At 72.4% G+C, this 21,539-nt stretch carries 16 protein-coding genes and 1 pseudogene; 5 read left to right on the top strand and 12 right to left on the bottom strand.

Going from position 1 to position 21,539, the window contains the following annotated elements:
* Window positions 1-63: 63 nt before the first annotated feature.
* Window positions 64-783 (top strand): MBL fold metallo-hydrolase, encoded by a 720-nt coding sequence (locus ACFV9H_RS29935; protein WP_385404229.1) that lies wholly within the window; start codon window positions 64-66, stop codon window positions 781-783.
* A 34-nt stretch (window positions 784-817) separates the two neighbouring features.
* Window positions 818-1,627 (top strand): DUF3097 domain-containing protein, encoded by an 810-nt coding sequence (locus ACFV9H_RS29930; RefSeq protein WP_385404226.1) that lies wholly within the window; start codon window positions 818-820, stop codon window positions 1,625-1,627.
* A gap of 98 nt (window positions 1,628-1,725) precedes the next feature.
* On the opposite strand, the gene ACFV9H_RS29925 is transcribed toward ACFV9H_RS29930, so the two are convergent.
* From ACFV9H_RS29925 to lepA, 4 genes are all read right to left on the bottom strand, one after another.
* Window positions 1,726-2,145, bottom strand: coding sequence for a Uma2 family endonuclease (locus tag ACFV9H_RS29925; RefSeq protein WP_385404223.1), 420 nt, complete (start codon window positions 2,143-2,145; stop codon window positions 1,726-1,728).
* A gap of 96 nt (window positions 2,146-2,241) precedes the next feature.
* On the bottom strand, window positions 2,242-3,474 hold the full coding sequence (gene hemW, locus ACFV9H_RS29920; RefSeq protein ID WP_385404221.1) for a radical SAM family heme chaperone HemW: 1,233 nt from the start codon (window positions 3,472-3,474) through the stop codon (window positions 2,242-2,244).
* Window positions 3,475-3,700: 226 nt separating this feature from the next.
* Window positions 3,701-5,590: an AMP-dependent synthetase/ligase gene (locus ACFV9H_RS29915; protein WP_385404218.1), complete on the bottom strand. Its 1,890-nt coding sequence runs from the start codon at window positions 5,588-5,590 to the stop codon at window positions 3,701-3,703.
* A gap of 214 nt (window positions 5,591-5,804) precedes the next feature.
* Window positions 5,805-7,670, bottom strand: a complete 1,866-nt coding sequence (lepA, locus tag ACFV9H_RS29910) for a translation elongation factor 4 (protein WP_385404215.1) — start codon at window positions 7,668-7,670, stop codon at window positions 5,805-5,807.
* A 198-nt stretch (window positions 7,671-7,868) separates the two neighbouring features.
* Between lepA and rpsT the strand changes: the two genes are divergently transcribed.
* Window positions 7,869-8,135: a 30S ribosomal protein S20 gene (rpsT, locus tag ACFV9H_RS29905; protein WP_030010251.1), complete on the top strand. Its 267-nt coding sequence runs from the start codon at window positions 7,869-7,871 to the stop codon at window positions 8,133-8,135.
* 185 nt (window positions 8,136-8,320) lie between these two features.
* Here the strand turns inward: rpsT and ACFV9H_RS29900 are convergent, their stop codons facing one another.
* Window positions 8,321-8,881, bottom strand: a complete 561-nt coding sequence (locus tag ACFV9H_RS29900; RefSeq protein ID WP_385404213.1) for a TetR/AcrR family transcriptional regulator — start codon at window positions 8,879-8,881, stop codon at window positions 8,321-8,323.
* 92 nt (window positions 8,882-8,973) lie between these two features.
* On the opposite strand from ACFV9H_RS29900, the gene ACFV9H_RS29895 reads away from it, so the two are divergent.
* Window positions 8,974-10,302 carry an MFS transporter gene (locus tag ACFV9H_RS29895; RefSeq protein ID WP_385404211.1) on the top strand — a complete coding sequence of 443 codons (1,329 nt, stop codon included), beginning with the start codon at window positions 8,974-8,976 and terminating at the stop codon, window positions 10,300-10,302.
* 244 nt (window positions 10,303-10,546) lie between these two features.
* On the opposite strand, the gene holA is transcribed toward ACFV9H_RS29895, so the two are convergent.
* Window positions 10,547-11,539: a DNA polymerase III subunit delta gene (holA, locus tag ACFV9H_RS29890; RefSeq protein ID WP_385404208.1), complete on the bottom strand. Its 993-nt coding sequence runs from the start codon at window positions 11,537-11,539 to the stop codon at window positions 10,547-10,549.
* A 76-nt stretch (window positions 11,540-11,615) separates the two neighbouring features.
* Here holA and ACFV9H_RS29885 point away from each other — a divergent pair, with 76 nt between their 5' ends.
* Window positions 11,616-11,858: a hypothetical protein gene (locus tag ACFV9H_RS29885; protein WP_385404205.1), complete on the top strand. Its 243-nt coding sequence runs from the start codon at window positions 11,616-11,618 to the stop codon at window positions 11,856-11,858.
* Between the two features lie 32 nt (window positions 11,859-11,890).
* Here ACFV9H_RS29885 and ACFV9H_RS29880 read toward each other — a convergent pair whose 3' ends face one another.
* The 6 genes and pseudogenes from ACFV9H_RS29880 to leuS all read right to left on the bottom strand — a co-directional run bounded on the left by ACFV9H_RS29880 (window position 11,891) and on the right by leuS (window position 21,174).
* Window positions 11,891-12,772 (bottom strand): YceI family protein, encoded by an 882-nt coding sequence (locus tag ACFV9H_RS29880; protein ID WP_385404203.1) that lies wholly within the window; start codon window positions 12,770-12,772, stop codon window positions 11,891-11,893.
* Window positions 12,773-12,908: 136 nt separating this feature from the next.
* A pseudogene (locus ACFV9H_RS29875) lies at window positions 12,909-15,320 on the bottom strand (ComEC/Rec2 family competence protein); the annotation flags it as partial.
* The gene (locus ACFV9H_RS29870) at window positions 15,317-15,979 is read right to left on the bottom strand and encodes a helix-hairpin-helix domain-containing protein (RefSeq protein ID WP_385404201.1); all 663 of its coding nucleotides are present in this window, start codon (window positions 15,977-15,979) and stop codon (window positions 15,317-15,319) included. The gene ACFV9H_RS29870 and the pseudogene ACFV9H_RS29875, both read right to left, overlap by 4 nt.
* 452 nt (window positions 15,980-16,431) lie before the next feature.
* Window positions 16,432-17,277, bottom strand: coding sequence for a DegV family protein (locus tag ACFV9H_RS29865; RefSeq protein WP_385404199.1), 846 nt, complete (start codon window positions 17,275-17,277; stop codon window positions 16,432-16,434).
* Between the two features lie 161 nt (window positions 17,278-17,438).
* Window positions 17,439-18,170 (bottom strand): hypothetical protein, encoded by a 732-nt coding sequence (locus ACFV9H_RS29860; protein WP_385404197.1) that lies wholly within the window; start codon window positions 18,168-18,170, stop codon window positions 17,439-17,441.
* A gap of 133 nt (window positions 18,171-18,303) precedes the next feature.
* Window positions 18,304-21,174, bottom strand: a complete 2,871-nt coding sequence (gene leuS, locus ACFV9H_RS29855) for a leucine--tRNA ligase (RefSeq protein ID WP_385404194.1) — start codon at window positions 21,172-21,174, stop codon at window positions 18,304-18,306.
* Between the last annotated feature and the right edge of the window lie 365 nt (window positions 21,175-21,539).

The raw sequence follows: 21,539 nt of genomic DNA, 5'->3' as shown, positions 1-21,539 counted from the left end.
GCTCAGTGTACGGCCGGGTAGTAAGACCCTGGCAAGGGAGGCCCGCCAGGGTAGCGTCGCCGCATGGATGTGCGTTGGGAAGAGGCGGGCTGGGAACGGCTGACCGGACGGGCCGGCCGCAGACGCCTGCCGGTGTGGGATTGCACCGTGGGACTGGTGGTGGGCGACGACTCGATGCTTCTCGTCGACCCGGGTTCCAGCCTGCGGGAGGGGGTCGAGCTGCGGGAGCAGGTGGAACGGCTGACGGACCGCCGCGTGACCCATATCGCATTCACCCACGGACATTTCGACCACGTGCTGGGGGCCGCCGCCTTCTCCGGGGCCGAGGTGTACGGGGCGGTGGGTCTGGCCGCCGTGCTGTCGACGGGCCGGGAGCAGCTGCGCGCGAGCGCGGTGCGGCACGGGCTGGCGGAGACCGAGGCGGCCGAGGCCGTCGAGCAGCTGGTGCTGCCGCGCCACCCGGTGTCGGGCGAGTGGACGCTGGACCTGGGCGGCGTGCAGGTGCTGCTGGCGAACGTGGGGCCGGGGCACACCGGGCACGATCTGGCCGTCTTCGTGCCGGGCGAGGACGAAGTGGTGTTCTGCGGGGACCTGGTGGAGGAGTCCGGCGACCCCCAGGCGGGCCGGGACGCGATCCCGGCGCAGTGGCCCGCCGCCCTGGACCGGCTGCTGTCGCTGGGCGGGGACGACGCGCTGTACGTGCCGGGTCACGGAGCGGTGGTCGACGCGGGGTTCGTACGTGCGCAACGCGCCACACTGGCCGCCCGTTTCGGCGTGTCGTAGGCATGATCGGCGCGCCTCTCCTACGCTCGGCCGGATGCGCGAGTACTCCCCCGACCTGACCCCCCAGTGGAAGCGCCCGAAGGCGGTGCCGGAGGTGGCGGCGGAACCGGACCTGGTGGTCGAGGTGGCCGGTACGGACTTCTGCGGCGCGGTGGTGTCCTGCGAGGCGGGCACGGTGACCCTGGAGGACCGATTCGGCAAGCGCCGCGTCTTCCCCCTGGAGCCGCGGGGCTTCCTGCTGGACGGCGCCGTGGTCACCCTCACCCGCCCCGCGCGCGGCCACTCCGCGCCCCGCCTCACCGCCTCGGGCTCGATCGCCGTCCCGGGCGCGCGGGCCCGGGTGGCGCGGGCCGGGCGCATCTACGTGGAGGGCCGGCACGACGCGGAGCTGGTCGAGAAGGTCTGGGGCGACGACCTGCGCATCGAGGGCGTGGTGGTCGAGTACCTGGAGGGCATCGACGACCTCCCGGCCATCGTCGCCGACTTCGCCCCGGCCCCGGACGCCCGCCTGGGCGTCCTGGTGGACCACCTGGTGCCCGGCTCGAAGGAGTCCCGTATCGCGGCCTCGGTGACCTGTCCCGACGTCCTGATCGCGGGCCACCCGTACATCGACGTCTGGCAGGCGGTGAAACCCTCCGCCCTGGGCATCCCGGCGTGGCCGGTGGTCCCGCGCGGTCAGGACTGGAAGACGGGCATCTGCCGCGCGCTGGGCTGGCCGGAGAACACGGGCGCCGCGTGGCAGCACATCCTGTCCCGCGTGACGTCCTACAGGGACCTGGAGCCGACCCTCCTGGGCCGCGTGGAGGAGCTGATCGACTTCGTTACGGTCGGCGGTGCCGCTTGATCTTGGGGAGGGTGCCGAACTCGCTGGAGTCCAGCTGAACATCCAGTACGTCCAGAGGCATTGGATCGCCGAACTTATGGGTCCGACGCGTCATGTAGTCAGCGTCCTCTCCCTTGCCAGTCGGGTCCGTGAGCAGCACACAGGCCGCCTCGAACGGGTCGCGAACGCTTGATTCCGTAATCCCGCTCGACACTCGACTTCGACACGACCTCGAGCACGAGGGTGATCACCTCGGAGGGCATGAGTCGACCGCTCCCCGGGCCTGCTCCTCGCTCCACCACCACGAGGTCGGGCTGGGGCTCGCTGGTCTCTTCCAGGATCGCGATGTCCTGCGTCTGGAGTCGGCGCCAGAGTTTGCGCGGAATCTGGTCCTGGACGGCCTCCACGATGTCGTTGTGGACCACGTCGGGCCCCGCCATCATCACGATGTCCCCCCGCAAAAGTTCGATCTTGTAGTGACCGAAGAGCTCGGGGTGTCCCTCGAACACTGCAATCATCTGCTCGTATGCAGCGGTCATCGGTGGTCCTCCACATCCTCCGCTGGTGTCGCCGGCAGCCTGGGGACAGGGTAGGCAGCCGCAACGGATCGCGTACGGATTCACTCCGTGGAGTGATCAGTCCACCAGGTCGCGGACCACCGCGTCGGCCAGCAGCCGCCCACGCAGGGTCAGGACCGCGCGGCCCGCCTCGTACGGGCCCGCCTCCAGCAAGCCGTCGGCCAGCGCCCGCTGCGAGGCGGCGAGCCCCACCGGGGCCAGCAGGGACAGCGGGACCCCGTCCACCAGGCGCAGCTCCAGCAGGATCCGCTCCACCCGCCGGTCCTCCTCGGACAGCAGCTCGCGGCCCGCGCCCGGGGAGCGTCCCTCCGCCAGCGCGGCGGCGTACGCGCCCGGGTGCTTCACGTTCCACCACCGCACCCCGCCCACGTGCGAGTGCGCACCCGGCCCGGCGCCCCACCAGTCGGCGCCGCGCCAGTACAGCTCGTTGTGCAGGCAGCGCCCGGCCTCCGAGGTGGCCCAGTTGGACACCTCGTACCAGGAGTACCCGGCCCCGGCCATGACCTCGTCCGCGATCAGGTACCGGTCGGCGTGCACGTCGTCGTCCGTCATCGGGACCTCGCCCCGGCGGATCCGCCGGGCGAGCTGCGTGCCCTCCTCCACGATCAGCGCGTAGGCGCTGATGTGGTCGGGGCCCGCCCCGAGCGCGGCATCGAGCGAGGCCCGCCAGTCCTCGTCGGACTCCCCCGGGGTCCCGTAGATCAGGTCCAGGTTGACGTGCTCGAAGCCCGCCGCCCGCGCCTCCGCGACGCAGGCCTCAGGGCGGCCCGGGGTGTGCGTGCGGTCCAGCACCTTCAGGACGTGCTGCTTCGCGCTCTGCATGCCGAAGGAGATCCGGTTGAAGCCGCCGGCGCGCAGCTCGGCCAGGTAGGCCGGGTTGACCGACTCCGGGTTGGCCTCTGTGGTGATCTCGGCGTCCTCGGCCAGCCCGAACTCGTCGCGGATCGCCGCGAGCATCCGTACGAGGTCCCCGGCCGGCAGCAGCGTCGGCGTGCCGCCGCCCACGAACACCGTGCGCACGGCCCTCGGGTCGTCCCCGAGCACCTTCCGGGCGAGGCGGACCTCGTCGATCAGGGTGTCGGCGTAGTTCTCCCGCGAGGCGAGCACACCGCCGGTGCCCCGCAGCTCGGTGGCCGTGTAGGTGTTGAAGTCGCAGTACCCGCAGCGCGTGGCGCAGTACGGGACGTGCAGGTAGAAGCCGAGCGGCCGGTCCCCCGCGCCCGCCAGGGCGTGCGACGGCAGCGAGCCGTCTTCGGGCATGGGTTCACCGTCGGGCAGTGCGGAAGGCATACCCCCATCATCCCGCACCTCGAACACCGACCCGCGCCTCAGCGGCCGGGCCGGCGAAATTCCAGCCCCGCCGGCGTTTGAGGCGCGGGGTCTGGGGCGGAGCCCCAGGAAGCAACCCGCAGGGAACGCACCGGCCGCACCCCACCCGCCCGGGCCTTGGCCGACCAGGAGGGTCGGGGCCGCGGGGCGGCCCAGCCGCCCCGCCCGCCCGGCCCGCCGCGAGGCGTCAGGCCTCGCGCGACCCCTCGTACATCTCCTCGATCAGGTGCTTGAACTCACGCTCGACGACCGGCCGCTTCAGCTTCAGGCTCGGCGTGAGGTCGCCGTGCTCCACGTCCAGGTCGCGCGGCAGGATCCGGAACTTCTTGACCGTCTGCCAGCGCTGGAGGCCCTCGTTCAGGGTCTGTACGTACGTCTCGATCAGGCGCGCGGTCTCCGGCGCGGCCAGGACCTCCCCGTACGTCTTGCCCTCCAGCCCGTTCTCGGCGGCCCAGGTGAGGATCGACGGCTCGTCGAGCGCGATCAGCGCCGAGCAGAAGTTCCGGTCGGCGCCGTGCACGACGATGGTCGACACGTACGGGCAGATCGCCTTGAACTGGCCCTCGACCTCGGCCGGGGCGACGTACTTGCCGCCCGAGGTCTTGATCAGGTCCTTCTTGCGGTCCGTGATGCGGAGGTAGCCGTCGGCCGACAGCTCGCCGATGTCGCCCGTGTGCAGCCAGCCGTCGGACTCCAGGACCTCGGCGGTCTTGTCCGGCTGCTGGTGGTAGCCCTGCATGATGCCGGGGCCGCGCAGCAGGACCTCGCCGTCGTCGGCGATGCGGACCTCGGTGCCGGGGAGCGGCTTGCCGACGGTGCCGGTGCGGTAGGCCTCGCCCGGGTTGACGAAGGAGGCGGCGCTGGACTCGGTCAGGCCGTAGCCCTCCAGGATGTGGATGCCCGCGCCGGAGAAGAAGTAGCCGATCTCGGGGGCCAGGGCGGACGCGCCGGAGACGGCGGCGCGCAGGTTGCCGCCGAAGGCCTCGCGGAGCTTGGAGTAGACGAGCGCGTCGGCGATCTTGTGCTTGGTGGCGAGGCCGAGGGGGGCGGTCTTGCGGCCGGTGCGCCGGAAGTTGTCCTGGGTGACCTTGGCGTACTCGCGGGCCACGCCGACCGACCACTGGAAGATCTTGTACTTGGCGCCGCCGCCGGCCCGGGCCTTGGCGGCCACGCCGTTGTAGACCTTCTCGAAGATGCGCGGAACGGCCGCCATGTACGTCGGCTGCACGATCGGCAGGTTCTCGATGATCTTGTCGATGCGGCCGTCGACGGCGGTCACGTGCCCGACCTCGATCTGCCCGGAGGTCAGCACCTTGCCGAAGACGTGGGCCAGCGGCAGCCACAGGTACTGGACGTCGTCCTTGCCGATCAGGCCGGTGGCGACCATGGCCTTGGCCATGTACGACCAGTTGTCGTGCGGCAGCCGCACGCCCTTGGGGCGGCCGGTCGTACCGGACGTGTAGATGAGGGTGGCCAGCTGGTCGGCGGTGATGGCTCCGACCCGCTCCTTGACCGCCTCGGGGTGCTTGGCGAGGTACTCCTTGCCGCGCGCCTCCAGATCGGCGAGCGAGAGCACCCAGCCCTCGGGGTCGCCCTCCTCGGCGATCGCGTCGGCGGCCTCCAGGACCACCACGTGGGCGAGGTCGGGCAGGTCGGCGCGGCGCTCGCGGGCCTTCGCCAGCTGCTTGCCGTCCTCGGCGATGAGCACCCGGCTCTCGGAGTCCGAGAGGATGAACGCCGACTCGTCCGCGTTGGTGCTGGGGTAGATGGTGGTGACCGCGCCGCCCGCGCACATCACGCCGAGGTCGGACAGGATCCACTCGACCCGGGTGTTGGAGGCGAGCGCGACCCGCTGCTCGGCCTGGATGCCGAGGTCGATCAGCCCGGCGGCGATGGCGAAAACCCGCTCGGCGGCCTGGCCCCAGCTGAGCGACTTCCAGTCGTCGGGTCCCTGGCCGTCGGCCGCGGGCACCGGGAACCGGTAGGCCTCCGCATCGGGCGTCTTCGCGACGCGCTCAAGGAAGAGGGCCGCCACGGTGGGCGGGCGGTTCTCGATCAAGGTCTGTGTGTCGCTCACGGACGTCCTCCGGACCACGCGGCAGGGCCTGTCATTCAGGGCGGTGACTCAGGGCTTGTAACTGGCGAGTAACCATCGAGCAGTGATCAGAGTAGGGGCCCTCCGGCCGGTGCGTAAGAGCCCCCGAGCGGCCGATTCATAACGAAACAGGCCCCCGGGCATCGCCTCGGGGGCCTGTCTCGTACACAACGGCTGCCGACGGGCCGCCGACGGACTACTTCTTCTTGCCGCCGGACTCGTCGCTGGACAGCACCGCGATGAAGGCCTCCTGCGGGACCTCTACGGAGCCGACCATCTTCATCCGCTTCTTGCCTTCCTTCTGCTTCTCCAGCAGCTTCCGCTTACGGGAGATGTCACCGCCGTAGCACTTGGCGAGGACGTCCTTGCGGATGGCGCGGATGGTCTCGCGGGCGATGACGCGGGAGCCGATCGCGGCCTGGATCGGCACCTCGAAGGCCTGCCGCGGGATGAGCTCGCGCAGCTTGGCGACCAGGCGCACGCCGTAGGCGTAGGCGGCGTCCTTGTGCGTGACGGCGGAGAAGGCGTCGACCTTGTCGCCGTGCAGCAGGATGTCGACCTTGACCAGGCTGCCGGACTGCTCGCCGGTGGGCTCGTAGTCGAGGGAGGCGTAACCGCGCGTCTTGGACTTCAGCTGGTCGAAGAAGTCGAAGACGATCTCCGCGAGCGGGAGGGTGTAGCGGATCTCGACCCGGTCCTCGGAGAGGTAGTCCATGCCGAGCAGGGTGCCGCGGCGGGTCTGGCAGAGCTCCATGATCGCGCCGATGAACTCGCTGGGCGCGAGGATCGTGGCCCGCACGACCGGCTCGAAGACGTCCGAGATCTTGCCCTCGGGGAACTCGCTCGGGTTGGTGACGGTGACTTCCTTGCCGTCCTCCAGGACGACGCGGTAGACCACGTTGGGCGCGGTGGCGATCAGGTCGAGGCCGAACTCGCGCTCCAGGCGCTCGCGGACCACGTCCAGGTGGAGCAGGCCGAGGAAGCCGACGCGGAAGCCGAAGCCGAGCGCCGCCGAGGTCTCCGGCTCGTAGACGAGCGCGGCGTCGTTGAGCTGGAGCTTGTCCAGGGCCTCGCGCAGGTCCGGGTAGTCCGAGCCGTCGAGCGGGTAGAGGCCCGAGAAGACCATCGGGCGCGGGTCCTTGTAGCCGCCGAGTGCCTCGGTCGCGCCGTTGTGCAGGCTGGTGATGGTGTCACCGACCTTGGACTGACGGACGTCCTTCACGCCGGTGATGATGTAGCCCACCTCGCCGACGCCGATGCCGTCGGCCGGGGTCATCTCGGGCGAGGAGACGCCGATCTCCAGCAGCTCGTGGGTGGCGCCGGTCGACATCATGCGGATGCGCTCGCGCTTGTTGAGCTGGCCGTCGACCACACGGACGTAGGTGACCACGCCGCGGTACGAGTCGTAGACCGAGTCGAAGATCATCGCGCGGGCGGGGGCGTCCTTGACGCCGACCGGGGCCGGGACCGTGGCGACGACCTTGTCGAGCAGCGCTTCCACGCCGAGACCGGTCTTCGCGGAGACGCGCAGGACGTCCTCGGGCTGGCAGCCGACCAGGTTCGCGAGCTCCTCGGCGAACTTCTCCGGCTGGGCGGCCGGCAGGTCGATCTTGTTGAGCACGGGGACGATCGCGAGGTCGTTCTCCATCGCCAGGTACAGGTTGGCGAGGGTCTGGGCCTCGATGCCCTGGGCGGCGTCCACCAGGAGGATGGTGCCCTCGCACGCGGCGAGGGAACGCGAGACCTCGTAGGTGAAGTCGACGTGCCCGGGGGTGTCGATCATGTTGAGGATGTGGGTGTTGCCCTGACCCTCGCCCGTGGTGGGCGCCCAGGGCAGCCGCACCGCCTGGGACTTGATCGTGATGCCGCGCTCACGCTCGATGTCCATGCGGTCGAGGTACTGGGCGCGCATCTGCCGCTGGTCGACCACACCGGTGAGCTGGAGCATCCGGTCGGCAAGGGTCGACTTGCCGTGGTCGATGTGCGCGATGATGCAGAAATTGCGGATCAGCGCCGGGTCGGTACGGCTCGGCTCGGGCACGTGGCTGGGGATCGCGGGCACGCAGTGTCCTGATTCTCGGTCGCAGTCGGAACGCGGAACGAAGTCTGAAGTCCTCCCATGGTCCCATGGACGGGGCAGTGCGCTCGGTTTGGGCCGCCAGGAGCGTGCCTGGTAGCCTGGGCAGCTGTGTCTCGTATGCCCTCTCAGCTGTCGAGGCACAATCCGAAGATCAAACTCTGAACCTGAAAAGGCTCTTTCGTGGCGAACATCAAGTCCCAGATCAAGCGGAACAAGACGAACGAGAAGGCGCGCCTGCGCAACAAGGCCGTCAAGTCTTCGCTCAAGACCGCGATCCGCAAGGCCCGCGAGGCCGTCCTCGCCGGTGACGTCGAGAAGGCCACCGTGGCTTCCCGCGCCGCCGCGCGTGCGCTCGACAAGGCTGTCTCGAAGGGTGTCATCCACAAGAACGCCGCCGCCAACAAGAAGTCGGCGCTGGCCACCAAGGTTGCCTCCCTCCAGGGCTGAGCTCTCGATGTGAATCGCCGGTAGGGACCCAGCGGGCCCTCTCTTCCGCTCCCTCACCGGCACACCGCGCCGCACGCGGCCTGCGTTCGCCACGCGGGTGCGGCGCAAGCATCTTCACGCAGTAACCGAAGGCCCCGGCCTCCACCCTTCCCCAGGGTGGCGGCCGGGGCCTTCGCGTTGCCCGCTCATCCGCGCACGGCCGCCAGGACGGTCGAGGTCAGGACGTCGGGGGCGTCCACCGGGTCCAGTCGACCGGCCTGCACCTCGGCGGCGGCGGCGTGGACGAGGCTGTAGACGACGGTGACCAGCCAGTCCGCGGACAGGTCGGAGCGCAGTTCGCCGGCCTCCTGGCCCCGGACGATCAGACGGCGCACCGGGGCCAGGATCCGGTCGTGGCGCTCACGGAGCTGCTCGGGCGGGAACGCGGCGGAGACGGCGGCGAAGACGGCGGAGTGCCGGTCGAGGAGCCGCCAGGAGGTACGGACGAGCCAGGCGAGGTCGCCGCCGTCCGCGAGAGCCGCGGTGGCTTCGGCCTCCGCCCGGTCGAAGGCGGCGTCGAGGAGCGCCTCCCGGGTGGCGAAGTGGGAGTAGAGCGTGACCCGGCTGACTCCGGCGGCGCGGGCGATCGCGGCCATGCTGGCCTGCGGGTCGGCGAGGAAGCAGTCCAGGCCCGCGTCGACGATCGCGGCGGCGTTGCGCTCGGCGTCGGCACGGCGGGGCCGAGGGGTGGGGGCGTCGGTTGCCATGAACCCAAACTTAACACCGCTGTTCACATTCCACGGGCGGGCCTGCATACTCGATCCCTAACACCCCTGTAAACTTTAGGAGCGGCTTCGCCATGCCCTCGCATGCCCATGCCCATGCCCATCCCCATCGGTGGCGGCTGCTGGCCCTGCTCTGCCTGGCCCAGTTCATGCTCATCGCGGACGTCACGGTGGTGAACGTGGCCCTGCCCGTCATCAGCACCGACCTCGCCCTCTCGGACACCGGACCCACCTGGGTCGTCACCGCGTACGCGCTCTTCTTCGGCGCCCTGCTGCTGGTGGGCGGACGACTGGCCGACCGGTTCGGGGCGCTGCGGATGTTCCTGGCCGGGCTGACGCTGTTCACGGCGGCCTCCATGGCCTCCGGCCTCGCGGAGACCGGCGGCACGCTGATCGCGGCGCGCTCCGCGCAGGGCATCGCCGCCGCCCTGCTCTCACCGGCGGCGATGGCGCTGGTCCTGGCGTTGTTCGAGGGCCCGGCCCGGCACCGGGCCCTCGGCGTCTGGGCGGGGATCGGCGGCGCCGGCGCGGCAGTCGGGGTCCTGCTCGGCGGGATCCTGGCCGACGGGCCGGGCTGGCGGTGGATCTTCTACGTCAACCTGCCCGCCGGCGCTCTGGCACTGATCGCCGTCCCGCTGCTGCTGGGGCGCGCGTCCCGGGCCCCCGGCGCGCGGTCTCCCGTACGGCCGGCGGGAGCGCTCCTGCTGACGGCGACTTCCGGGTGCCTGGTCTACGGGCTGGCCGAAGGCTCTTGGCCCTGGCTGGCCGGAGCCGCCGCGGCGGGGCTTCTGTCGGCGGTGGCCGAAAGCCGCAACCCGCACCCCCTGCTGCCCACCACCCTCCCGGGCCGCGCCCTGCTGGGCGGGAGCGCGGTGATGCTGGGGGCGGCCGGGCTGCTGGTGACCGGCTTCTACCTGAGCTCCCTGCACATCCAGCAGACCCTCGGGCGCAGCGCCCTCGTCACCGGGCTGGCCTTCCTCCCGGTGGCGGTGGCGGTCACCGCGGGCGCGCACCTGGGCGGCCGGGCGGTCGTGCGGTTCGGCTGGCGCCCGGTCGGCGTCACGGCCTTCGCCCTCTCGGCGGCGGGCGCCGCCCTGGCCCCCACGGGCGGGCTCTGGACCGGCCTGGTCCCCGGCTTCACCCTGCTCGCGCTCGGTCTCGGCGGGGCCTTCGTGTGCGCGACGACGGCCGCGCTCTCCGAAGTGCCCCCGGAGCACTCCGGGCTGGCCTCCGGCCTGGTCGGCACCTCGCACGAACTGGGCGCTGCCCTGGGCGTCGCCGCCCTCGCCTCCAACGGCTTCGACACGCTCCCGCTCCCGGCGCTGGCCCTCGCCCTGACCGCCGCAGCGCTCCTCCCAAAAGGCCGGCCCCACCCCACCGCAGCCCGCGCGATGGCCCACTGACCGGGAGCCTGTGACGACCAGGCCGGTTGCGACGGGGACGGGTGTGTGCCGGGGCGTCCCCGCAGGGCGCCGAACACCACCACCCTCGGCCCTTCGACCCCTGGAAACGTTCGGCGCCCGAGGAGACGCCCCGGCACACACCCGACCCCGGCGCAACCCGCAGCCGCCCGACCCCGGCGCACCCCGCGACGCCTTGCCCAGGCCACCCCACCAAACTCACCGGCCCCGTTCTTAAGCGAACGGCCTAACGACGCTGGGGGCGGGCCGCGCGGGCCACTGCCACGACCGCCTTCTCCAAGGCGTACTCGGGGTCGTCGCCGCCGCCCTTCACTCCGGCGTCGGCGGCGGCCACGGCGCGCAGGGCGTCGGCGACCCCGTCCGCGGACCAGCCGCGCATCTGCTGGCGGACCCGGTCGATCTTCCACGGCGGCATGCCCAGGTCCCGGGCGAGGTCGCCGGGGCGGGCACCGCGCGGGGCGGAGGCGAGCTTGCCGATCGCGCGCACCGCCTGGGCCAGCGCGCTGGTGATCAACACCGGCGCCACCCCGGTGGCCAGGGACCAGCGCAGGGCTTCGAGGGCCTCCGCCGCCCGCCCCTCGACGGCCCGGTCGGCGACCGTGAAGCTGGAGGCCTCGGCGCGACCCGTGTAGTAACGGCCCACCACGGCCTCGTCGATCGTGCCCTCGACGTCCGCGCACAGCTGCGCCGCCGCGCTCGCCAGCTCCCGCAGGTCGCTGCCGATCGCGTCCACCAGGTTCTGGCAGGCCTCCGGGGTCGCCGAGCGACCCAGTGTGCGGAACTCTCCCCGGACGAACGCCAACCGGTCCGCCGCCTTGGTCATCTTCGGGCAGGCGATCTCCCGGGCGCCCGCCTTGCGCGCGGCGTCCAGCAGGCCCTTGCCCTTGACCCCGCCCGCGTGGAGGAGGACGAGGACGATCTCCTCGTAGGGCGCGTCGAGGTAGGCCTTGACCTCCTTGACGGTGTCCGCGGACAGGTCCTGCGCGTTGCGCACGACCAGCACCTTGCGCTCGGAGAAGAGCGAGGGGCTCGTCAGCTCGGCCAGTGTGCCGGGCTGGAGCTGCTCGGAGGAGAGGTCGCGCACGTCCGTGTCGGCATCGGCGGCGCGAGCGGCCGCCACCACCTCCCGTACGGCACGGTCGAGCAGCAGGTCCTCCTGCCCCACCGCGACGGTGAGCGGGGCGAGCGGATCGTCGGTTGAGTTCTTCCTGGTGGCCATCGCCTCCAGCATCCCACGCCGCACTGACAGCCCACCGCCGTGCGGCCCCTCTCGGCGAATACTTGAGAATGGTCGCGTGAACGTGCGACATGTACTCGTCCTGCCCGACCGCGACGCCGCCGAGGAGGTGGCGCAGGAGGCCGTCGACCGCTTCGGCCTCCCGGAGGAGCCGCAGTTGGTCCGTGACGCCCTGGCCGGCGAGGACGATGCCGAGGACGCCCAGTGGCTGGTGGTCGTCGAGGATCCGCGGGAGCGCCTCGACCCCACCGTCCTGGACGCCCTCGCCGCCGAGTACGAAGGCTGGCTGGAGGCCCCGTAGGCGCCGGGGCCCCCTCGGGTCCTTCGGCTCTCTCAGGCCTTGTGGACGGCCTGGACGTCCAGCGCCACTTCCACGCTCGATCCGATCGCCGCGATCCCGTGCGCCAGCATCGACTGCCAGTTCAGGGTGAAGTCCTCGCGCTGCAGTTCGGCGGTGGCTCGGCAGGCCGCCCGCGGCTCGCCCTCCAGGCCCGTGCCGAGCCCCAGGTACTGGGTGTCGAGGGTGACGGAACGGCTCACCCCGTGGAGGGTGAGGGCGCCCGCGACGGCCCAGCGGCTGCCGCTGCGGTGGATGAACCGTTCGCTGTAGAACTCCACCGTCGGGTAGCGGACCGCGTCCAGGAAGTCCCCCGAGCGCAGGTGGTCGTCCCGCATCCGCATCCCGGTGTCGATGCTCGCCGCGTCGATGATCACGTGAATCGAGGAGTCCTCCATGCGTTCGGCTATCCGCACCGCGCCCGCGAACGTGTTGAACCGGCCGCGGATCCGGGCCATGCCGATGTGACGGGCCGTGAAGGCGATCGTCGAATGCGTCGGGTCGAGCTCCCAGTGGCCGGGCTGCGGGAGCAGCGGCGGTTCCACGGAGTCGAGGACGATCTCCCCGGTGCCGGGCTGCGCCGGGCCGCCCACCAGCGTCGCCCCGTGGAACGGCGCGTACCCCTCGGCCGTGACGGAGAGCCGGTACTCCCCTTCCGGGACGGCCGCCGTGATCCCGCCGTACGGGTCGGTCTCCCCGCTGACGATCCGCCGGCCGATCGGGTCGGTGAGCTCGAATTTCGCCTGTCGTATGGGCTGGTGGACGCTGTCCAGCACACGGCAGCTGAGCAGACGTGCCGTCGGTGGCAGCGTCAGTGTCGCGGATGTGTGCGGACTGGGACCTCCGGCCGTATCCATCCCCCGTCGGCGACCGAACATGGCTGATGCACCCCCGTGCTGTGTGGACTTGGACCGTGTTGGCGAAGACGCATTCGATCATGCTGTCGGGTTGTGGGCAAACAGAATGGTCGCGCCCGGTATGCCCGCGCCGCCCTCGCCGCCGATTGGCCGGATGTGCCCGCAGCCTCGAACCGGATCCCGTGACCGCGACGGAGCCGTCCGTGTCCGTGCGCAGTACGGCCGCCCCCAACTCGCGCAGCCGGACCAGCGTACGGGGCGCGGGGTGTCCGTAGCGGTTGCCCGCACCGACAGGAACGATCGCCAGGCGCGGCCGGATCCGGGCCTGCAGCTCCGGGTCCTGGTGCGCGGAACCGTGGTGGGCGACCTTGAGCACGTCCACGGGCCCCAGCTCCGGATGGTCCCTCAGGAGCGCCCGCTGGGCGGGAGGTTCCAGGTCGCCGAGCAGGAGCAAGGTCGCTCCCCCGGCGCGCACCAGCAGGGCGACGCTAGCGTCGTTGGGCCCCTCGGGCGGCGGTCCGGCCGGCGGCGGCCACAGCACCTGCCACTCCAGCGGACCTGCCCGGCGCCGCTCCCCGGCCACCGCCCGTACGACGGGCACCCCTGCGGCGGCCGCCGTCCGGCGGACGAACTCGGCCTGCCCGGGTGGCTCTTCCAGCCCCGTGGTCTGGATCACGCCCACGGACCTGCCGCGCAGCACCCCGGCCAGGCCCGCCACGTGGTCGGCGTGATAGTGCGTCAGCAGCAGCATCGGCACCCGCCGCACCCCGAGGGCCCGCAGACAGCCGTCCACCGGGCCGGGCTCCGGGCCGGCGTCCACCACCAGGGCCTCCCCCGGACCGACGGCGAGTACGGCGGCGTCCCCTTGGCCGACCGCGCACTGGACGTAACTCCAGTCGGGTGGAGGCCAGCCCGTGAGGGTACGGGTCAACTGCGGCGGCCGCAGCACGGCCAGGAGCAGCACCACCGCCAGGGCCGAGCAGAGCCACCGCCGGCGGCCGAACCGGGCGACCAGCGCCACCCCCGCCAACGTCACGACGGCCAGCAGCAGACCACCGACGAGCCCACCCGGCCAGGGCAGCTCCGCCCCCGGCACCCGCGCCCCGGCCCGGGCCACGGCGGCGATCCACCCGGCCGGCACCCCCGCGCACCGGGCCAGCAGCTCCGCGGCGGGCATCCACACCGGGGCCACCGCCAGGGCGGCAAAGCCGAGCACCGTCGCCGGACCCGCCGCCAGCTCGGCCAGCAGGTTGCACGGCACGGCCACCAGGCCGACCCGGGCCGAGAGCACGGCGACCACCGGCGCGCACACCGCCTGGGCGGCCGCGGCGGCCCCCAGCGCCTCGGCGAGCCGGGGCGGCAGCCCGCGCCGCCGCAAGGCCTCGCTCCACCGGGGCGCCAAGGTCAGCAGCGCCCCGGTGGCCAGCACGGAGAGCATGAATCCGTAACCGCGGGCCAGCCACGGATCGCACAGCACCAGCAGCAGGACGGCGGCGGCCAGCGCCGGGAGGAGGGACCTGCGCCGGCCCGTGGCGATGGCCAGCAGGGTGACCGCCCCGCAGGCCGCGGCCCGCAGCACGCTCGGCTCCGGCCTGCACACCACCACGAACCCCAGCGTCAGCGCCGCCCCACACAGGGCGGTGGTCCGCAGGGAGAGCCCGAGTCGGGGAGCCAGCCCGCGCCGCTCGGCCCGCTGCGCGCGGGCCGGGGGCCCGATGAGCAGGAACAGCACCACGGTCAGGTTGGACCCCGAGACGGCCAGCAGGTGCAGCAGGTCGGTACTCCGGAAGGCTTCCCTCAGGTCGGGCGGCACCCGCGAGGTGTCCCCGACGACCAGCCCGGGCAACAGGGCCCTCGCATCAGGGGCGAGCCCCTCGCTCGCCTCCCGCAGCCCGGCCCGCAACCGCCCGGCGATCCGCTGCGCGGCATCCGGGCCGCCGGTCACCCCGGGCGGGGTGTCACCGGACGGGCGCAGCAGCGCCACGGCCCGCTCCCCGCCCCTCGCCGGAGCCAGCCGGGCGACCACCTCCACCCGGGTGGAGGGCAGCAGCCGGGCCCATCCGGGATGTCCGGCCAGCACCCGTACCGGAGTCTGGACCCGGCTCCGCACCCCGTCGGGCCCGGTCACCCGGGTCACCACCGCGTCCAGCATCACCAGGGGCGGCCCGCTACCGCCCAGGGAGACCTGCGGATCGGAGCCGACGGTCAACTCCGCGAAGACGCGGGCGTGCTCCCGGGCCAGCCCCTCGACCGGCCCGGCCCGCGCCTCGGCCCGGTGCAGCCCGGCCACCCCGGCCCCCGCGGCCGCGCACAGCAGGGCGGCGGCCACGGCCGGGGCCACCCTCCACAGCGGCCCAGGGCGCCGGCACCCGGCGAGGAGCAGCAGCCCCGCGCCGAGCACCCCCAGCCCCACCCCGGCGGCGGTCCGGGAAGCCGGCGCGTCCAGCGCCAGTGCGGCCGCCCCCCAGGCGGCCACGGCCGGCACCACGAGGCGCAGGTCCACCGGCCCCTGATCGGCGGGCTCCCGATCGGCGAGCCCCCGCTCCCCCGGGTCCTCGGGGCGGTTCACGGCCGCACCAGGGAGCGAAGGTCTGCGAAGCGGCGTTCACCGATGCCGTTGACCTGGCGGAGGTCCTCCACGGAACGAAAGCCGCCGCGGGCGGTGCGGAAGTCCACGATGTGCTGCGCCAGCACGGGCCCCACCCCCGGCAGCCCGTCGAGCTGGTCGACGGTCGCCGAGCCGAGACTGAGCGGCCCCGCTCCCGGACCGGCACCCCCACCTTGGGGCGGCGCCGGAGCTCCCACCAGTACCTGCTCGCCGTCCACCAGCACCCGAGCCCGGTTCAACCCCGTGGTGTCCGCGCCCGGCCGCACACCCCCGGCGGCGGCCAGCGCGTCCTCGACCCGCGACCCGGCGGGCAGCCGCCGCACCCCCGGATCCCGGACCTTCCCGCTGACGTCCACGACGATCCGCGCGGCACCCCCCACCGGAGCCGCGGCCGCGGCCGCCGCCGGCACCGGACCCGGGGCGACCACCGCCGGCGCGGTCACCGCGCGCGGCCGGGCGGACCAGTACTGCTGCGCCGCGAACCCGACGGCGGCGACCAGCACCACCGCCACGGCACCCACCGCGCGCGGCTCCACGCCACAGCGCGCCTGGAGCCACAGCGGCAGCCGCTCCCGCACCGCCGCCCCGCGCACGGCGCCGGCCGGCAGCTCGGCAGTCACCGGGGGCGGCGCTTCGACCGGTGGCGGCCCGCTGCCGCCCAGCAGGGCTTCCGCCCGGCGCCGCAGCGCTTCCGGATCCCCGTACGGAGCATGAAGAGCATGCGGAACATGGGCGTTCCGGTGCCCGCGGCGCGACCGCAGTCGACCACCGCGTCGACCGGGTCCCCGGCCGGGCCCCTGGCCAGACCCCCGATTACGGCTGTCGGAGAGACGAGTACGGCCCGGGCCGCTGGTGGCGCCCGACGGATGCGAGATACGCGTTCGAAGAGTCATGCCACGACCGTAGGGGCCCGTCCGGAATCCCGTTCGGAGCCCTCAATTCCGGTGGACAACAGACCCGTTGTGGATATCTCCGCCACCCGTCCGAGTGACAGGACGCCGATCAACGCAGTGAGCAGGACGCCAAGCAGCGCCGTGACCGGACACCGATCAGCGCCGTGACGGGACGCCGATCAGCGCGGCGAGACGACCGCCGCCAGCAGCCCCGGCCCGGTGTGTGCCCCGATCACCGCGCCGACCTCGCTGACGTGCAGTTCGACCAGCCCCGGGATCCGCTCGCGCAGCCGCTGGGCGAGTTTCTCGGCCCGCTCCGGAGCCGCCAGGTGGTGCACCGCCACATCGACGCTGCCCGCCCCGGCGCGCTCGACGGCCAGCTCCTCCAGCCGCGCGATGGCCTTGGATGCCGTGCGCACCTTCTCCAGCATCTCGATCCGCCCGCCGTCGAGCGTCAGCAGGGGTTTCACGGCCAGCGCCGAACCGAGGAGCGCCTGTGCGGCACCGATCCGGCCGCCGCGCCGGAGGTAGTCGAGGGTGTCGACGTAGAAGTACGCCGACATGTCCGCGGCCCGCTTCTCGGCGGCGGCCACGGCCTCGTCCACGGAACCGCCCGCCTCGGCCACCTCGGCGGCGGCCAGCGCGCAGAAGCCGAGCGCCATCGCGACCATCCCCGTGTCCACGACGCGCACGGGCACGGCCGCGGTCCGCGAGGCGACCACGGCGGCGTCGTACGTGCCGGAGAACTCGGCGGACAGGTGCAGGCTGACGATGCCGGTCGCCCCCGCGTCGACGGCCGCCTGATAGGCCCGGACGAACTCCTCCGGGCTGGGACGCGAAGTGGTGACCGACCGGCGCTTCTGCAGCGCCAGGGCGAGGCTGCGCGCCGAGATCTCGGTGCCCTCTTCGAGCGCCTCTCCGCCCAGCACGACGGTGAGCGGAACGGAGGTGATTCCGTGCCGCGCCATGGCCGGTTGGGGCAGGTAGGCCGTGGAATCGGTGACGATGGCGACATGGCGGGACATGAGCCGGAGGTTACCGCCAGTGGGGGTGCTCCGGCAGCCCGGACCCCTCGCCGGGGCATTTCGGTGGCCCTGCGGGCTTCCCGGGCTTCCCCCCACCCCGCCCCCAATCCCCCGGCTACCGCGGGGCACTCCCAGCGCCTCGCACGCCGGCGAGGCCGAAGCTACGTCGTGCTCTCGGGCTTGCGCGTCTTCTGCCAGGGGTACGGATTCGCCGGCGCGGCCGGGTTCAGGGCCGCCGGGCCCGGCTGCGGGGCCGCGCCGCGACCGGTCTGCGCCGAAGGCGCCGGACCGGCCGCCTGCGCCGCGTCCCAGGCCGCCGCGGCGGCCGTCAGGTCGTCCACCGACTCGCGGGACCAGTCCCGCAGCGCCCCGGACTCGACCTCGATCTGTGCCGACAGCGCGGACAGGTCGTCTTCCGCGAACCGTCGGGCCCGGTCGCGCGCCGCCCACCGCAGCGAGTCCGCGGCCTTGGTGATCTTGGCCGTGCGTTCCCGCAGGTCGGGCAGGAGCTCGGCGGTCCGCTTGCGGTCGGGCTCCTGCTCCAGCCGCTTCAGCTCGTCGTCCAGCTCGTGCCCGTGCGCGCTCAGCCGCTCGAAGAGGCCGATCGACTCCTTGAGCGAGGCGTCCGCCCGGACGCCGTCGTGCAGCGCCTGCTGCGTGGACCGCATCGACGTCCGCAGGTCGATCCGCAGCTGAGCCAGCGCCGCCGTGACCCCGACCTGCCCCAGGCTCTTGGCCCGCAGGGTGGTGTCCTCGACCGTCCGCCGCGCCTGCGTGATCGTACGGTCCACCCCGCGCTTGGCCGCCTTCACCGCCTTGACGGTCACGTACGTGCCCAGGCCCAAGAAGGCGAAAAGCACCATCAGCGCGAAGATGATCAACGCGGCCTCCATGAGTGTCCCTTCCCCAGTCCCCGCAGCCGTTTGTCCGTCCCCTCAACCGTAAACGCCACGGGCAGGCCAGGGGTTCCATTCGAACCCCCAACCTGCCCGTACGGGACATCCCCCATGCAGGGGCCACGGCGCGTCAGATGACGATGTTCACCAGCTTCGGCGCGCGCACGATCACCTTGCGGATCTCCGCGCCGGCCAGCGCCGCCACGACGCCCTCATCGGTCACGGCCAGCTTCTCCAGGTCAGCGTCCGAGATCGTCGGCGCCACCTCCAGGCGCGCCTTGACCTTGCCCTTGACCTGCACCACGCACGTCACGGTCTCGTCCACGACGTACGCCGGGTCCGCGACCGGGAAGTCCTGGTGGACCACCGACTCGCCGTGGCCCAGGCGCTGCCACAGCTCCTCGGCGATGTGCGGGGCCAGCGGCGCGACCAGCAGCACCAGCGCCTCGGCGACCGAGCGCTCCAGCGGCCGGCCGGCCTTCGTCAGGAAGTTGTTCAGCTCGGTGATCTTCGCGATGGCGGTGTTGAAGCGCAGCCCCGCCATGTCCGAGCCGGCCCCGTCGATCGCCTTGTGCAGGGCGCGCAGCGTGGCCTCGTCGGGCTCGCCGTCCACGACGGTGACGGCGCCCGTCGACTCGTCGACGATGTTGCGCCACAGGCGCTGCAGCAGCCGGTACTGACCGACGACGGCGCGGGTGTCCCACGGACGCGAGACGTCCAGCGGACCCATCGCCATCTCGTACAGGCGCAGGGTGTCCGCGCCGAACTCCTCGCAGATCTCGTCCGGCGTCACGGCGTTCTTCAGGGACTTGCCCATCTTGCCGTGCTCGCGCTTGACCTGCCTGCCGTCGTAGAAGTACGCGCGGTCGCGCTCCTCGACCTCGGCCGCCGGCACGTACACACCGCGCTCGTCGGTGTACGCGTACGCCTGGATCATGCCCTGGTTGAACAGCTTGTGGAACGGCTCCGCCGAGGAGACGTGCCCCAGGTCGAACAGCACCTTGGACCAGAAGCGCGCGTACAGCAGGTGCAGCACGGCGTGCTCGGCGCCGCCCACGTACAGGTCGACGCCGCCGTGCGGCGCGCCCTCGCGCGGGCCCATCCAGTACTGCTCGATCTCCGGGTCGACCAGGGCCGACGCGTTGTTCGGGTCCAGGTAGCGCAGCTCGTACCAGCAGGAACCGGCCCAGTTCGGCATGGTGTTGGTCTCGCGCCGGAAGGAGCGGGTGCCACGGCCGTCGCCCAGGTCCAGCTCGACGTTGACCCACGCCTCGTTGCGGGACAGCGGGGTCTCCGGCTTGGAGGTGGCGTCGTCCGGCTCGAAGGTGCGCGGCGAGTAGTCCTCGACCTCCGGCAGTTCCAGCGGCAGCATCGACTCGGGCAGCGGGTGCGCGACGCCGTCCTCGTCGTAGACGATCGGGAAGGGCTCGCCCCAGTAGCGCTGGCGGCTGAACAGCCAGTCACGCAGCCGGAAGTTGACCGTGCCCTCGCCGATGCCGCGCTCGGCCAGCCAGTCGGTGATCGCGGCCTTCGCCTCTTCGACGCCCAGGCCGTCCAGCGAGATGGCGTCGTTCGCGGAGTTGATCAGCTTCGCCTCGTAGGAGGCGAAGGCGTCGTCCCACTCGGCCGGGTCGGTGCCGCGGCCGTCCGAGGGCTGCACGACGCACCGCATCGGCAGCTCGAAGGCGCGCGCGAACGCGAAGTCACGGCTGTCGTGCGCCGGGACGGCCATGATCGCGCCGGTGCCGTAGCCCATCAGCACGTAGTCGGCGATGAAGACGGGGACCTTCTCGCCGCTGACCGGGTTGATCGCGTACTCGCCGGTGAAGACACCGGTCTTCTCCTTGGCGTCGGCCTGCCGCTCGACGTCCGACTTGGCGGCGGAGAAGGCGCGGTACGCGGCCACGGCCTCGGCCGGGGTGGCGTGCCCGCCGGTCCACACCTCATGGGTGCCCTCGGGCCAGGCGGCCGGGATGAACTTCTCGACCAGCGGGTGCTCCGGCGCCAGCACCATGTAGGTAGCGCCGAACAGCGTGTCCTGACGGGTGGTGAAGACGGTGATGGCCTCGTCGCCCAGGGCGAAGTCGACGCGCGCGCCCTCGCTGCGGCCGATCCAGTTCCGCTGCTGCAGCTTGATGGCCTCGGGCCAGTCCAGCGCGTCCAGGTCGTCCAGCAGCCGGTCGGCGTACGCGGTGATCCGCATGTTCCACTGGCTCAGCCGGGACTTGAAGACGGGGAAGTTGCCGCGCTCGGACCGGCCGTCGGCGGTGACCTCCTCGTTGGCCAGGACGGTGCCCAGCCCGGGGCACCAGTTCACGGGCGCGTCCGAGGAGTACGCCAGCCGGTGTTCGTTCAGTACGTCGGCCCGCTCGCCCGCGGTCAGCTCGGACCACGCGCGGCCGCCGGGGACCTCACGGGAGCCGTCCTCGAAGGCGGCGACCAGCTCGGTGATCGGGCGGGCCTTCTTCGCGTCGGCGTCGTAGAAGGAGTTGTAGATCTGCAGGAAGATCCACTGGGTCCACTTGTAGTAGTCCGGGTCGATCGTCGCGAAGGACCGGCGCTTGTCGTGGCCCAGGCCCAGGCGGCGCAGCTGGACCTTCATGTTCTCGATGTTCGCCTCGGTCGACACGCGCGGGTGCGTGCCGGTCTGCACGGCGTACTGCTCGGCCGGCAGGCCGAAGGCGTCGAAGCCCAGGGTGTGCAGGACGTTGTGGCCGGTCATCCGCTGGTGGCGGGCGAAGACGTCGGTGGCGATGTACCCGAGCGGGTGGCCGACGTGCAGGCCCGCACCGGACGGGTACGGGAACATGTCCATGATGAACTTCTTGGGCCGTGCGACGACCGCAGGGTCCCCGGCCAGGTCACCGGTCGGGTTCGGGGCCTCGTAGGTGCCCTGCGCGTCCCATACGTCCTGCCAGCGTGCCTCGATGTCGGCGGCCATGGCAGCCGTGTAACGGTGCGCCTCGGCCGCCTCGGGGGCCGGGGTGTTCGTCTCGCTCATGATTCCTGAAGCTCCATCGATCGTCTCTGCCGTCTCTGCCTGCCCAAACGAAAAAACCCCTCGCACAGGAGGGGGCGCCGCGCCGATGCCGACCGTCTCGAAGGGGTCGGCGCTGATCAGCGCGGCTCGGTAAGCAGAAGGCGTACGGCACGCATGGCGTCAGGGTACCGCAGCGGCCCCCGCCGACGCTCTGCCGTTCCACGCAGCGACACGAAGCGCGCGAAGCGGCACGAGGAGAGCGGCGCGAACAGAGCGGCACAACGAGAAGCGGGGCGCCCGAAACCCGTGGGCCCCGGCTGGGGAGTGGTGTGCAGGTGAAATTTAGAAAGGACCAAAAACCGGACACGCAGGCGCGCTAACAAAAA

Source organism: Streptomyces sp. NPDC059874, assembly GCF_042731135.1.
Taxonomy (GTDB): Bacteria; Actinomycetota; Actinomycetes; order Streptomycetales; family Streptomycetaceae; genus Streptomyces.
Note: the sequence above shows the minus strand (reverse complement) of the source record. Positions and strands in the feature narration are given on the sequence as shown.